Origin of the sequence: Streptomyces violascens (assembly GCF_014649955.1) — a bacterium.
Taxonomy (GTDB): domain Bacteria; phylum Actinomycetota; class Actinomycetes; order Streptomycetales; family Streptomycetaceae; genus Streptomyces; species Streptomyces violascens.
Genome location: NZ_BMUA01000003.1, coordinates 79,397 through 92,344, shown reverse-complemented (window position 1 = coordinate 92,344; position 12,948 = coordinate 79,397). Strand labels below are relative to the sequence as shown.

The following is a 12,948-nucleotide window of genomic DNA, read 5'->3' as shown; positions in this document are numbered from 1 at the left end:
CCCCTCAGTGGGCGAAGGTGAACCAGTTCAGGTTGACGAAATCCGCGGGCTGGCCGCTGCTGAAGGTCACATACACATCATGCGTTCCCGTCACCCCGCTGATATTCGCCGGCACCGTACGCCAGCTCTGCCAGCCTCCCGTGTTGGCCACGGCGAAGCTGCCCACGGGCGCGGCGGCCGGGCTGTCCAGGCGTACCTCCACCAGGCCGCTGACGCCGCCCGCCGCCCCGCTGGCCACCCTCGCGGAGAACTGTCTGGCCGCCGTCGTACCGAAGTTCACGCCCTTGTAGAGCGCCCAGTCGCCGTTCGCGGCCGAGCCGAGGTCCTGGCCGCCGCCGCTGTCGGTGGTGGTCTCCTTCGTCAGTCCGGACTGCTGGTCGTACGACTCGGCCTGGACGGTGCTGTAGGCGTCCCGGTTTCCGGCGGGCGGCGTGGTGGAGCCGGAGCCCGCCGACTGCTGCACGGTGACGTAGTCGACGACCAGGGAGTGGCCCGGCTGGGTGCCCGCGTCGGGGCCGCCGCCGAACGCGTCGGGGAAGCCGCCGCCCATGGCGACGTTCAGGATGACGAAGTAGCCGTGGTTCGTGGCGTTCGCCCAGGTCGTCGCGTCCACCTGGTTCTGGTTCACGGTGTGGAAGCCGACGCCGTCCAGGGAGAAGCGCATCTGCTCGGTGGGGCCCGAGCGGTCCCATTCGACGGCGTACGTGTGGAAGCCGTCCTGGCAGGTCGTGCCGTCGCAGGCCTTCTGGCCGCCGATGCCGGTGGTCTCGTTGCAGGGGCCGCCGGGACTGGTGCCGCAGTGCATGGTGGACCAGTTGTTGTTGAGGCCCTGGACGTTCTCCATGACGTCGAGTTCGCCGATGCCGGGCCAGTTCCACCAGTTGCCGCGGAAGGGCGCGCCAAGGGCCCAGAAGGCCGGCCAGTAGCCCTTGGCTGCGGGGCCCGTCACGTCCGGCATCCGCAGGCGCGCCTCGATGCGGAGCCTGCCGCCGGCCGGGGGCTGGAAGTCGGAGCGTTTGGTCTCGATGCGGCCGGACGTCCAGTGGCCCGAGGCGTCGCGCTGCGGGGTGATGCGCAGGTTCCCGGCGCCGTCGAGCGAGACGTTGCTGGTGGACGAGGTCATCGTCTCGACCTCGCCGGTGCCGAAGTTGGCGGGGCCGCCGGGGTAGCTGGTGCCGGTCGTGTACTGCCAGTCGGCGGTGTTCACGCCGGACCCGGCCGGCCCGTCGAAGTCGTCGGAGAAGACCGTGGACCAGCCCGCCGGGGGCGGCGGGGCAGAGGCGTCGGCGGGCAGGGCGACCAGCGCGGCGGAGGCCGCTGCGAGGCCGAGGGTGGAGAGCACGGCGATCACGGCTCGCCTGGCCGGGCTGCGTCTGTGGGACGTCGGGCGCATGTGGGGGGTGCCTCTCTCGGAAAGAGAGCGCTCTGAGAGCGCTCTCAGCGACGGGCTGCGCGGTCACTGTGCTCCCCGTCGTCCGGAGCGTCAAGAGGTAAAGCGGTGAAAGCCCTTGTGGGGATGGGGAGTTCACCTACTGAAGGCACGCGAGGTGTCGTGCGCGCCCCGGCCGCACTTCGCCCCGCCGGCCTGGTCGTCGGCGGGGCGAAGGGGCGGTGCGCTTCCCCTCGGGAAGCCTGGAAGCCGAGTGGATCGTCTCGGCAGCGGAACATTTCCTCCCGGAGCTAGAGCAGGCGGCGCGCGGCCCGCCTCAGGTCGTACTCATGGATGATCGCCTTGGCGTGCCCATAGGCGAGATCGTGCTCGCTCCGGAGCCAGCTGACCTTCTCCTCGAAACGGAAGAGGGAGGGGCCTTCCTCGACGGTGCGGAGCCAGTCGGACACTTCACGACCGGTGCAATGGGGGATGCGGGAGAGCAGGTTGCGATGGGTCTCTTCGGAGAAGACTTGGGACATCGGCGCCTCCGGAGGCATTGCGCTTACTGGTCCTTCACTGCACCGTGCCTGAGGGTTCGCGTATTGGCAACAGTGCGGGGGAGGCGCGTAGGGTCGCGGCGTGCTCGATGTGAACCCGTTGATCTTGGCCGTGGACCGCTTCGCCGACCGGCTGCGTGCCGCTCCCGAGAGCCGGCTGCGGCGCGGGGCCGCGGCCGAAGGGCTCGCGCTCGCCCGGGAGTTGGCCGTCCGCGCGCAGCGCGTCGAGGATGCCGGGCGCGAGCCGCGGATCATGCCGGACGCGGGCGTGTTCGCCGTGGCGGACCAAGTCATGGTCGCCGGACGGGATTTGGCGCAGGCGCTCCGCACGGCGAAGACCCCGCCCGGCGGGGAGCCGGACGGGGCCGTGGAGCTGGTGGAAGCCGCGGGGAAACGGGCCTTCGGTTAGGGGGACACCCCTTGGGTCCCGCCTCCGCAGGAGGGTCAGCGCGAGGCGATGACCCGGTCCGCGAGGATGTAGACGCTCTCCTCGCCGCACGAGAAGGTCAGCGCGTACGCGCCGGACACTCCAGAGCCGCCGAGCAGCACCGGGGCGTCGCCGTCGCGCAGGGCGTCCGCGAGGCGCTCCGCGGTCTCGCGGTGGCCCGGGGTCATGCAGAGCGTGGTGCCGTCGGCGAAGACGTACACGTCGAGCGTGCCGAGGGGCCCGGGGCGTACGTCCGCGAGCGCGGTACGGGACTCGGCGAGCTCCTCCAGGCGGGAGACCGTGGCCTCGTGGTCGGCGACGACGGGCGTCTGGACCGGTACGAAGTCGGGGTGCGAGGGGTGGCGGCGGCGGGCCGCGGCCAGCTCCGGGGAGTCCTCGGGGAACTCCTCCGCGGTCTCCAGCGCCTCGGCCATCTCCAGGGCCTCGGCCTCCAGGCCCACGAAGTCCGCCTGGCGGGGCAGGAAGAACGCGGCGTCCTCACCGAGGCCCGCGAGCCCGCCCAGCATCGGCGAGGGCGCGTCGGCGGCGTCCCTGGCCTCCTGGGCGGCCCAGAAGGCGCGCGCCTCGGCCAGCTCGCGCTCCCGCTCCTCGGCGAGGGCCTCGGCGACGGCGGCACGTATTTCGGCGGCCGGGGTCGCGTCGGCGCGGGCCTGCTGGGGCAGGGAGACGCTGTGTTCGGCGCGGGTTTCGGCACGGGCGGCTGCCAGGTCTTCGCGCAGAGCCACGACCTGCTTGCGCAGCCCGTGGGCGGCGTGCAGGGCAGCGGCGCCCACGGCCGTGGCAGCGGCCGTGGTCAGCAGCAGGGCAAGAGGCATGGCGCTCACTGACTTACTCCCGGATTCAAACGATTCCCCGACTTCCTACATCAGCTTGTCGTGAGCCCGTGCCCGGTGTCAGTGCATTACGTCACGAAATGGACAGGTCTTTGGGCCTGGGGTTTAGCGCCGCACCGACGCTGACCTGGGAAAATATCCTTCCCGCGGGAGATACGTCACATCCTGGGGGAGATTCGGTCACGGTTAGGACGCGGAACGATTGGCTGTGAGCGACCTGTGGGACGCGGGAGCCCAGGTCAGGGGGCCGAGGGTCGCCCTGTGCGTTCAACCTGTGGCGGCCGGAGCGTCAACACTGCGTCGACCATGCGTCAACGCAGCGCTCCGGCCGCCCGGGACCTCTTTTGGCCGAGGCCGGGGCCTAGGATCTGCCCGAGGTCGGCTGCGGTCTCAGCTGAGGCGCTCGATGACCATGGCCATGCCCTGGCCGCCGCCGACGCACATGGTCTCCAGACCGAACTGCTTGTCGTGGAACTGGAGGCTGTTGATCAGCGTGCCGGTGATGCGGGCGCCCGTCATGCCGAAGGGGTGGCCGACCGCGATGGCGCCGCCGTTGACGTTCAGCTTGTCCAGCGGGATGCCGAGGTCCTGGTAGGACGGGATCACCTGGGCGGCGAAGGCCTCGTTGATCTCGAAGAGGTCGATGTCGTCGACGGTGAGCCCGGCGCGCTTCAGCGCCTGGCGGGACGCCTCGACCGGACCCAGGCCCATGATCTCGGGCGACAGGCCCGTGACGCCGGTGGAGACGATGCGGGCCAGCGGGGTCAGACCGAGCTCGCGCGCCTTGGTGTCGCTCATGATCACGAGGGCCGCGGCGCCGTCGTTCAGCGGGCAGCAGTTGCCGGCGGTGACGAGTCCGTCCGGACGGAAGACGGGCTTGAGGCCCTGGACGCCCTCGACGGTGACGCCCGCGCGCGGGCCGTCGTCCTTGCTGACCACGGTGCCGTCCGGCGTCGTGACCGGGGTGATCTCGCGCTCCCAGAAGCCGTTCTTGATGGCTTCCTCGGCGAGGTTCTGCGAGCGCACGCCGAACTCGTCCATCTCGCGCCGCGAGATGCCCTTGAGGCGGGCGAGGTTCTCGGCCGTCTGGCCCATCGCGATGTACGCGTCCGGGACCAGGCCGTCCTCGCGCGGGTCGTGCCAGCTCGCGCCCTCGGACTGCGCGACGGCGGCGGTGCGCGCCTCGGCGTCGGCGAAGAACGGGTTGTGGGTGTCGGGCAGGCCGTCGCTGCTGCCCTTGACCGAGCGGGACACCATCTCGACACCGGCCGAGATGAACACGTCGCCCTCGCCCGCCTTGATGGCGTGCAGCGCCATCCGGGAGGTCTGGAGCGAGGACGAGCAGTACCGGGTGATCGTGCAGCCCGGCAGGTGGTCCATGCCCATCTGCACGGACACGATGCGGCCCAGGTTGTGGCCCTGCTCGCCGCCGGGGAGACCGCAGCCGAGCATCAGGTCGTCGATGTCGCGCGGGTCGAGCTCGGGGACCTTGGCGAGGGCGGCCTGGATGATCGTGGCCGTGAGGTCGTCGGGGCGGAGGTCCTTGAGCGACCCCTTGAAGGCGCGGCCGATGGGGGAGCGGGCGGTCGAGACGATCACGGCTTCGGGCATCACGGCTCCAGGGGATGGGAAGGCAGGACTCCCTGGGAAGTTACCCGTACGTACTGGATTGGTCATCCGGCGTGGCGTGTGATGCGGGACTCTTTTCTAAGCGGTTGCTCAGGGGGCTGCCCGGGAGCCATCAGCGTTTCGTGTGCGAGCCGTTGCGGGTCGGCTCCACCGGGGCCGGAAGCCGCCGCCGACGCCGGTGCTTGAGCAGGGCCCAGGGCGCGCGGGCCGCCGTGACCTCGGTGCCCGCCTGGGCCGCCGCGGCCGAGGCCGCCTTCGCCACCGGCAGGATGTCCTCGTCGCGCGAGGCGTCGGGGTGGTCGGACTCGGGCCACAGGCCGAGGGCTGCGCACAGCGTGGGCAGCACCGCCATCGCGGCGGTCGCGTACCCCTCGGCCGAGGGGTGGTAGTTGTCGGGCCCGAACAGCTCCCGGGGGTTCGCCTCGAACTCCGGGCCGAGCAGATGGCCGAGCGACACCGTGCGGCCGCCCTGCTCCACCACCACGATCGTCTGCGCCGCGGCGAGCTGGCGCGAGACACGACGGGCCAGCCAGCGCAGCGGCTGGTAGACGGGCTCGATGGTGCCGAGGTCGGGGCAGGTCCCGACGACCACTTCGGCCCCGGCGGTACGCAGACGGCGTACGGCGGTGGACAGGTAGCGCACCGAGGTCGTGGGCGCCATCCGGGTGGTGACGTCGTTCGCGCCGATCATGATCACGCAGACGTCGGGGACGCGGGCGGGGTCGTCGAGCAGCAGGGACACCTGGCGTTCGAGGTCGTCCGAGCGGGCTCCGGGCAGTGCCACGTTCCGCAGCGTCACCATGCGCTCGGCGACCGCCGCGAGGCCCGAGGCGAGCAGCGCGGCCGGGGTCTGGCCCGCTCTTCGCACCCCCTGTCCGGCCGCCGTGGAGTCGCCCAGCATGCCGAGCCTGAGCGGCTGCGTACCGTTGGCGAAGGCCGTTCCGTACAGCCCGTCCGCGTTCGGGGCCTGCGGGGAGCCGCTGCCCACCGAGCGTTTCGCGAGCGCCACCTCGGCCAGGACGACGCCGACCGCGGCCCCGGCGAGCAGCCCGATGCCGCCGCCGCCGAACGCCGCGCCCGTCGCGATCCGCCGTGCCACCCTGGCTCTCGACAGAGTCCCGGCCACCGCCACCTCCCTGGAGCTTGCCGTCGTACACCAGCTAACTGCCCGGTAGCGGGTGTCGCTCAATCCAGCGCAAAGGTGAACACCCCGTCGTGGTCCGCATACGCTGGCGGTACCTAATCGGAGACCCGGAGACAACGGTGCGATTCCACGACTCGATGATCAGCCTCGTAGGCAACACCCCGCTGGTGAGGCTCAACAGTGTGACCCAGGGCATTCAGGCGACAGTCCTGGCCAAGGTCGAGTACTTCAACCCGGGCGGCTCGGTGAAGGACCGGATCGCCGTCCGCATGATCGAGGCGGCCGAGCAGTCCGGCGCGCTCAAGCCCGGCGGCACGATCGTGGAGCCGACCAGCGGCAACACGGGCGTCGGCCTGGCCATCGTGGCCCAGCAGAAGGGCTACAAGTGCATCTTCGTCTGCCCTGACAAGGTCTCCACGGACAAGATCAACGTACTGCGGGCGTACGGCGCCGAGGTCGTGGTCTGCCCGACGGCGGTCGACCCGGAGCACCCGGACTCGTACTACAACGTCTCGGACCGCCTGGTGCGCGAGACGCCGGGGGCCTGGAAGCCGGACCAGTACAGCAACCCGAACAACCCCCGTTCGCACTACGAGACCACCGGTCCCGAGCTGTGGGAGCAGACGGAGGGGAAGATCACCCACTTCGTCGCGGGCGTCGGCACCGGCGGCACCATCTCCGGCACCGGCCGCTACCTCAAGGAGGCCAGCGACGGGAAGGTGCGGATCGTCGGCGCGGACCCGGAGGGCTCCGTCTACAGCGGCGGCTCCGGGCGTCCGTACCTCGTGGAGGGAGTCGGCGAGGACTTCTGGCCGACCGCCTACGACCAGGACGTCACCGACGAGATCGTCGCGGTGTCCGACAAGGACTCCTTCCAGATGACCCGGCGGCTGGCCAAGGAGGAGGGTCTCCTGGTCGGCGGCTCCTGCGGCATGGCCGTCGTGGCCGCGCTCAAGGTCGCCGAGGGCCTCGGCCCCGACGACGTGGTGGTCGTGCTCCTGCCGGACTCCGGCCGCGGCTATCTGTCGAAGATCTTCAACGACGAGTGGATGGCGGACTACGGCTTCCTGGAGGAGGCCGGTCCCTCGGCGCGCGTCTCCGACGTGCTGGGCTTCAAGGAGGCCGGCCACCTGCCCTCGCTGGTGCACATGCACCCCGAGGAGACGGTCGGCGAGGCCATCGAGGTGCTCCGCGAGTACGGCGTCTCGCAGATGCCCATCGTGAAGCCGGGCGCGGGTCACCCCGATGTGATGGCCGCCGAGGTCATCGGCTCGGTCGTCGAACGCGAGCTGCTCGACGCCCTGTTCACCCAGCGCGCCTCGCTCGACGACGCGCTGGAGAAGCACATGAGCGCGCCGCTGCCGCAGGTCGGTTCGGGCGAGCCGGTCGGCGACCTGATGTCCGTGCTCGGCAAGGCCGACGCGGCGATCGTGATCGTCGAGGGCAAGCCGACGGGTGTGGTCAGCCGCCAGGACCTGCTGGCCTTCCTGGCCCGCACCCCGCAGTAGTCGGGGGGCTGCCGCCGCTCCCGTGACTCCCGTGCGGGAGGCGGGAGTCGGCGAAGCAGCCGAAGTCGCGCAACTGGTACGAGCGCGACATGTGCGCGCAGCACCCGCTTAACACGGCTCGTGCACAGTGATGGATGTCGGCAGGGGGCCCGGGCAGGGTCCCCGGCCGACGCCACCAGCGGCGTCGAGGAACCTCCGGAGCGGCTCCCGGACTTTCCCCCGTACGCCCAGGACGCGGAGGCCGGACCTGACCCGGACCGTGTCCCTCGCGGGGACCGCCGTCGTCCCGCCCCCCGGGCGACCGGGGGTGCGGCGGTCCCCGCGATCACCCTTCCGAGGCTGACGGCCCCTCTGGCCTCCGGGGGCGGCGGGGACTCAACCCGACGTTCCTGTACGGCAGTTGTGGCTCAGTCGTCCTCGCGGGAGCGCCGGATGCGCTGCCACGGCCAGCGGTGCGCCGCATGCACGGCGTTCACGGCGACGATGCCGAGCCAGGTCACCACCAGGCCCTTGAAGCCGGCGTTGACCCCGCCGATCGCGGACAGCGGTACGGCGAGGATCAGCGAGATCATCGCGAAGCCGAAGCGCTCGCCGAAGTTGCTCTCGGGACCGCTCCGGTCCGGGCGGCCGCCGCGGGCCACGACCATCTGCTGCTCCGCCAGCTGCCGCCGCACCCGCCGGTCCACCGAGCCGTCGACCCGCTGCTCCACCTTCTCCAGGAAGGAGTCGACGAGCGCGGACTCGTACTCGGGGCCGAGGTCCCTGCGGGCGTGCAGGGTGGCGTCGAGTTCCTTCTTGAGCTCGGCGTCCTTCAGGAGGCTGGGCCTGGGCTCGGTGTCACGGACATCCATGCACTTGACGGTACGGAGCGCAGGCCTCGTCCGCACGGGGGGTACCCCCCGTATTTCTTCCTCGTGCCAGCACGAAGAAGAGCGCCGCCGGTACGGCGAGCCCCACGATCCACGAGATGTCGGCGCCGCCGAGCCGCTCCACCAGCGGGCCCGTGTAGAAGCCCGTGGCCAGGAACGGGAGCTGGGCGAGCACCCCGATCACGTACACGGACAGCGCGTCCCAGCGGCAGGCGCCGTAGCGGCCCCGGGGATCGAAGAGGGCCGGGATGTCGTAGCGCTCGCGGGAGATCAGGTAGTAGTCGACCAGGTTGATCGCCGACCACGGGGTGAAGAAGGTCAGCAGGAAGAGCAGGAAGTCCTTGAACGAGGCCAGGAACGTGTCCTTGCCCGCGAGCGCCACCGCCGTGCCGGCCAGCATGATGCCGCCGATGTAGAGCGCGCGGGCGCGCGGCCCGATCGTCTTCTGGGCGCGGAAGCCGCTCACGCCGGTCACCATCGACATGAACCCGCCGTAGGTGTTGAGCACGTTGATCGTGAGCTTGCCCAGCGCGATCGTGAAGTACAGGAACGAGGCGGTCAGGCCGGTGCCGCCGAGCCCGACGACGTACCCGACCTGGTTGGCGAGGAAGGCGTCGCCCGCGGTGGCCGCGACCAGGACGCCGAAGGTCATCGACCACTGGGAGCCGAGCGCCGAGCCCGCCAGCGTCCACCAGAAGGTGGCGCGGGTGCTGGTCGTGCGGGGCAGGTAGCGCGAGTAGTCCGCGACGTACGGGCCGAACGCGAGCTGCCAGGACGCGGAGAGGGAGACCGCGAGCAGGAACATCGGGAGGTGGAAGGCGCGGTCGTGCAGGACGGCCGTCAGGTCGATCCCGTCGAGCAGGCGTATGCCCAGGTAGACGAAGGCCAGCGCGCAGATCACGCTCGCCACCCGGCCGAGCGCGTGGATCACCCGGTAGCCGATCGTCGCCGTCACGGCGGTGACCAGGGCGAAGATCACGATGCCGGGGGTCTCGCCGAGGTGGGTGAGTTCGCCGGTCGCCTGGCCCGCGAGCACGCTGCCACTGGCGAAGAAGCCGACGTACATGACGATCACCAGGAGCAGCGGCACCACCGCCCCGCGCACGCCGAACTGGGCCCGGGAGGAGATCATCTGCGGCAGCCCCAGGCGCGGGCCCTGCGCCGAGTGCAGGGCCATCACGGCGCCGCCGAGGAGGTTGCCGGCGAGGAGGCCGATCAGCGACCAGAACGCGCCGCCGCCGAAGACCACCGCGAGGGCGCCGGTCACGACGGCGGTGATCTGGAGGTTGGCGCCGAGCCACAGGGTGAACTGGCTGAAGGCACTGCCGTGGCGCTCGTCGTCCGGGACGACGTCGATGGAACGGCGCTCGACGAGAAAGGCGCCCGGCCCAGGGGGTTCGGGGGATGCGGTCATGGGGGTGCTCCTTCGCGACGAGGAGGCGGTGAAGGCTTGCCCGGCTGTATATCGTCATGCAGAGTTCTGGGTGTCTGAATAACTTGTCAATGGCTCACGCCCGGGCCGTTGATGCCGCGTCCGGAAATGGTGGTGTTCGCGCATGTTGTCGTCCCACGTCGTGGACGCCTCACAGGATTCGCCGACGGGGATCGTCGTGCTCGACGGCGAGACCCTGCCCGTCGCCGACGTCGTACGCCTCGCCGACGGAGCCGCGAGGCCCGTGCCCGGCACCGAGGCGATGCGGCGCGTCGAGCACGCCTGGCACACCGCGCGCGAACTCGCCGCGTCCGGGCGGGTGTACGGCCGCTCCACCGGCGTCGGCGCCAACCGCAGCGAGGCCGTGCCCACCGAGGCCGCCGCGAGCCACGGGCTCCGCCTGCTGCGCAGCCACGCGGGGGCGATCGGCAAGGAGCTGCCCGCCCGCGAGGTCCGCGCGATGCTCGCGGTGCGGGCCAACCAGCTGCTCGCGGGCGGCGCCGGCCTTCGCCCGACCGTCGTCACCGCCCTGTGCGAGGCGCTCGAGGCCGGGGCACAGCCGGTGGTCAACGAGTTCGGCTCGGTCGGCACCGGCGACATCGCCGCCCTCGCCCAGGTCGGCCTCGCGCTCGCCGGGGAACACCCCTGGCGGGGCGGCCCCGAGCCCGAGGCGCAGCCCCTGGACAACAACGACGCGCTGGCCCTGATCAGCTCCAACGCCCTCACCCTCGGCCAGTCCGCGCTCGCCCTCGACGAGCTGCGCCGCCTGGTGTCGGCCACCGAGATCGTGGGCGCCTTCTCGCTGCTCGCCGTCGACGGCTCCTACGAGGCCTACGCGGAGCCCGTGCACGCGGCGCGCCCGCACCCCGGCTCGTACGCCACCGCAGCCCGCATGCGTGCGCTGCTCGGGGCGCCCGAGCGGCCCACCCCTCCGCTCGGCCGCATCCAGGACCCGTACGGCTTCCGCTGTCTGCCGCAGATCCACGGGCCCGCGCACGACGCCGCCGACGCCCTGGAGCGGGTCCTCGCGATCGAGATCAACGCGGCCGCCGAGAACCCTCTGATCTCGCCCGACGACCTCGCGGCCTACCACCACGGCGGCTTCTACCTGGCCCAACTCGCCCTGGCACTCGACCACTTCAGGCTCGCCGTCACCCAGGTCGCCCGCCTGTCCACCTCGCGCCTGTCCGCCCTCAACGAGCCCGCCTACACCCGCCTGAAGCCGTTCCTGGCGGACGCCGAGCCCGCCTCGTCGGGCGTGATGATCCTGGAGTACGCGGCCGGCGCCGCCCTCGGTGATCTGCGGGCCTTCGCCGCCCCGGCCTCGCTGGGCCACGCTGTACTCTCTCGGGGCGTCGAGGAGCAGGCCAGCTTCGCCTCGCTCGCGGCCCGCCAGACACTGCGGCTTGCCGGGGCGCTGCGGCTGGTGGTGGGGTGCGAACTCGTCGCGGCGGTAAGGGCGTTGCGCCAGCGCGACCTGCGCCCTGACCCGGAACTTCCGGTCGGGCGCGCGTTCGCGCTCGCCGAGTCCGTGCTCGACGAGGACGTCACCGACCGGCCGCTGACCGCGGACGTCGACCGGGCGGCCGCACTGCTCGACCGGTTCAAGGACCTGTACGCATGAAGAAGGACCTGAAGGCATGAAGGGGGACGGCATGAGCGAGGGCCCTGCCGCACGGCTGCAACAGCTCTTCGAGGGGCGCAGGCTGACCCCGACCCAGCGGCGCATCGCGCACTGCATGGTGCGCCGCGCCGCCGACGTGCCCTTCCTGTCCAGCGTCGAACTCGCCGAACTCGCCGGGGTCAGCCAGCCGTCGGTGACCCGGTTCGCGGTCGCCCTCGGCTTCGACGGCTACCCGGCGCTCCGCCGCCACCTGCGCGAAGTCGCCCCTGCCGCGACCGGCGAGGAGGCCGAGACCTCGTACAACGAGTACCAGCAGGCGGTCCTCGCCGAGATCGAGAACCTCCAGCACCTGGCCGGGCTGCTCGCCGATCCGCGCCCGGTCGAGGACGCGGGCCGCCTCCTCGCCGCCTCCCGGCCGCTGCCGGTGCTCGGCCTGCGCGCGGCCTCCTCGCAGGCCCGCGGCTTCGCCTACTTCGCGGCCAAGGTGCACCCCGACGTCCGCCTGCTCGACGAGGGCGGCACCATGCTGGCCGACCGGATCGACGCGGCGCTGCGGGCCGGGGCCTCGGCGCTGCTGTGCTTCGCGCTGCCGCGCCATCCCAAGGAGGTCGTGGAGGCGCTGGCGTACGCGCAGTCCGTCGGGCTCACCGTGGTCACGGTCGCCGACTCGGCGTTCGCGCCGGTCGCCAAGTACAGCGACCTGCTGATCCCGGCGGCCGTCGGCACCGGCCTCGCCTTCGACACGGCGTGTGCGCCGATGCTGCTCGGCCGGGTCCTCCTGGAAGCCATGTGCGACGACCTGCCGGACGCGCAGGCCCGCCTGGAGGAGTTCGACGCGAAGGCCGCGGCGCGGGGCCTGTTCGTCGAATAGCCCCTTTGGCGCGCGGCCTCTAATGAACCGCTCAGATTGCCCGGCTAACCTCCGCGCCAGTATTCGAGCGCGTGGAGGTGGGACGTGGGTCGCGGAGGGCAGGCGCTGGCGCGCGTGGCGGTGGTCGTACGGGCCGGGGCGGCCCCGCTGTGGTGGTTCGGCCTGCTGGCCGCGGGCCTCGGCGCGGTGTTCCCGGTGAGCCTGACGGGCCGCCGGATCGGGCTGCTCGCGGGCGCCGCGCTGTTCATCGTGGCCGCCGCCGTCGTGTTCCTGGCCAGGCGCCGGCGCTACACGCACTTCGCGAAGGCCGCGCCCCGTGCCGCCAAGGCCGACTTCCTCCAGGACCGATCGGTGACCGTACGCACCTGGCGGCGGGCCTGGCGCTGGTGGCTGCTGCTCGGCTTCCTCGCGGCGGCGGGCTCCTCCTTCGCGCTGCCCGGCGCGGGCGGCCTGCTGATGGCCGGCGCGGGGGCGGGCCTGTGGCTGAAGGCAGGCTGGCTGGGGCGCCTGGAGCGTACGCGTGACGCGCTGGTCTGGGTCCGCACGGACTGGGTGCCCAAGGGCGCGCCGGTGGGCAAGAAGGTGCGGGGCTTCCGGGCGACCGGGCTCGGCGCGGGTGACGCGGCACCCGGCGGCGCCCGGCGCCGCTGAGGGGCCGGGT

General features: G+C 72.0%; 12 protein-coding genes. 5 read left to right on the top strand and 7 right to left on the bottom strand.

The genetic code is table 11. From position 1 onward, the window contains the following. Positions 1 to 4 precede the first annotated feature (4 nt). Positions 5 to 1,393 (bottom strand): glycoside hydrolase family 16 protein, encoded by a 1,389-nt coding sequence (locus IE206_RS08805; protein WP_189961491.1) that lies wholly within the window; start codon positions 1,391 to 1,393, stop codon positions 5 to 7. Between the two features lie 287 nt (positions 1,394 to 1,680). Beyond that, positions 1,681 to 1,911: a DUF4287 domain-containing protein gene (locus IE206_RS08800; RefSeq protein ID WP_053725101.1), complete on the bottom strand. Its 231-nt coding sequence runs from the start codon at positions 1,909 to 1,911 to the stop codon at positions 1,681 to 1,683. A 100-nt stretch (positions 1,912 to 2,011) separates the two neighbouring features. On the opposite strand from IE206_RS08800, the gene IE206_RS08795 reads away from it, so the two are divergent. Next, complete coding sequence (locus tag IE206_RS08795) at positions 2,012 to 2,338, top strand: hypothetical protein (protein WP_189961490.1); 327 nt, start codon at positions 2,012 to 2,014, stop codon at positions 2,336 to 2,338. Between the two features lie 35 nt (positions 2,339 to 2,373). Here the strand turns inward: IE206_RS08795 and IE206_RS08790 are convergent, their stop codons facing one another. From IE206_RS08790 to IE206_RS08780, 3 genes are all read right to left on the bottom strand, one after another. Then, positions 2,374 to 3,177, bottom strand: a complete 804-nt coding sequence (locus IE206_RS08790; protein WP_189961871.1) for a hypothetical protein — start codon at positions 3,175 to 3,177, stop codon at positions 2,374 to 2,376. A gap of 423 nt (positions 3,178 to 3,600) precedes the next feature. Then, on the bottom strand, positions 3,601 to 4,821 hold the full coding sequence (locus tag IE206_RS08785) for an acetyl-CoA C-acetyltransferase (protein WP_189961489.1): 1,221 nt from the start codon (positions 4,819 to 4,821) through the stop codon (positions 3,601 to 3,603). Between the two features lie 130 nt (positions 4,822 to 4,951). Further along, positions 4,952 to 5,938 carry an SGNH/GDSL hydrolase family protein gene (locus tag IE206_RS08780; RefSeq protein WP_189961870.1) on the bottom strand — a complete coding sequence of 329 codons (987 nt, stop codon included), beginning with the start codon at positions 5,936 to 5,938 and terminating at the stop codon, positions 4,952 to 4,954. A gap of 164 nt (positions 5,939 to 6,102) precedes the next feature. Here IE206_RS08780 and IE206_RS08775 point away from each other — a divergent pair, with 164 nt between their 5' ends. Continuing rightward, a complete protein-coding gene (locus IE206_RS08775) occupies positions 6,103 to 7,491 on the top strand; it encodes a cystathionine beta-synthase (RefSeq protein ID WP_189961488.1) in 1,389 nt (462 codons plus the stop codon). A gap of 407 nt (positions 7,492 to 7,898) precedes the next feature. Here the strand turns inward: IE206_RS08775 and IE206_RS08770 are convergent, their stop codons facing one another. Together IE206_RS08770 and IE206_RS08765 are read right to left on the bottom strand one after the other, a co-directional pair. Then, a complete protein-coding gene (locus IE206_RS08770; RefSeq protein ID WP_189961487.1) occupies positions 7,899 to 8,342 on the bottom strand; it encodes a hypothetical protein in 444 nt (147 codons plus the stop codon). After that, complete coding sequence (locus tag IE206_RS08765; RefSeq protein WP_189961486.1) at positions 8,329 to 9,774, bottom strand: purine-cytosine permease family protein; 1,446 nt, start codon at positions 9,772 to 9,774, stop codon at positions 8,329 to 8,331. Before IE206_RS08765 ends, IE206_RS08770 begins: the two co-directional genes overlap by 14 nt. 142 nt (positions 9,775 to 9,916) lie before the next feature. On the opposite strand from IE206_RS08765, the gene IE206_RS08760 reads away from it, so the two are divergent. The 3 genes from IE206_RS08760 (at position 9,917) to IE206_RS08750 (ending at position 12,938) form a co-directional block, all read left to right on the top strand. Continuing rightward, a complete protein-coding gene (locus tag IE206_RS08760) occupies positions 9,917 to 11,416 on the top strand; it encodes an aromatic amino acid ammonia-lyase (protein ID WP_189961485.1) in 1,500 nt (499 codons plus the stop codon). A gap of 31 nt (positions 11,417 to 11,447) precedes the next feature. Continuing rightward, entirely contained in the window at positions 11,448 to 12,287 is an 840-nt protein-coding gene (locus tag IE206_RS08755; protein WP_189961484.1) for a MurR/RpiR family transcriptional regulator, read from the top strand. 84 nt (positions 12,288 to 12,371) lie between these two features. Continuing rightward, entirely contained in the window at positions 12,372 to 12,938 is a 567-nt protein-coding gene (locus tag IE206_RS08750; protein ID WP_189961483.1) for a hypothetical protein, read from the top strand. Positions 12,939 to 12,948: the final 10 nt, after the last annotated feature.

What these genes read in the sequence shown, in the direction of transcription:
- IE206_RS08805 (WP_189961491.1), bottom strand. Translation starts at nt 1,393, where the DNA reads ATGCGCCCGACGTCCCACAGACGCAGCCCGGCCAGGCGAGCCGTGATC.
- IE206_RS08800 (WP_053725101.1), bottom strand. Translation starts at nt 1,911, where the DNA reads ATGTCCCAAGTCTTCTCCGAAGAGACCCATCGCAACCTGCTCTCCCGC.
- IE206_RS08785 (WP_189961489.1), bottom strand. Translation starts at nt 4,821, where the DNA reads ATGCCCGAAGCCGTGATCGTCTCGACCGCCCGCTCCCCCATCGGCCGC.
- IE206_RS08770 (WP_189961487.1), bottom strand. Translation starts at nt 8,342, where the DNA reads ATGGATGTCCGTGACACCGAGCCCAGGCCCAGCCTCCTGAAGGACGCC.
- IE206_RS08765 (WP_189961486.1), bottom strand. Translation starts at nt 9,774, where the DNA reads ATGACCGCATCCCCCGAACCCCCTGGGCCGGGCGCCTTTCTCGTCGAG.
- IE206_RS08760 (WP_189961485.1), top strand. Translation starts at nt 9,917, where the DNA reads ATGTTGTCGTCCCACGTCGTGGACGCCTCACAGGATTCGCCGACGGGG.
- IE206_RS08755 (WP_189961484.1), top strand. Translation starts at nt 11,448, where the DNA reads ATGAGCGAGGGCCCTGCCGCACGGCTGCAACAGCTCTTCGAGGGGCGC.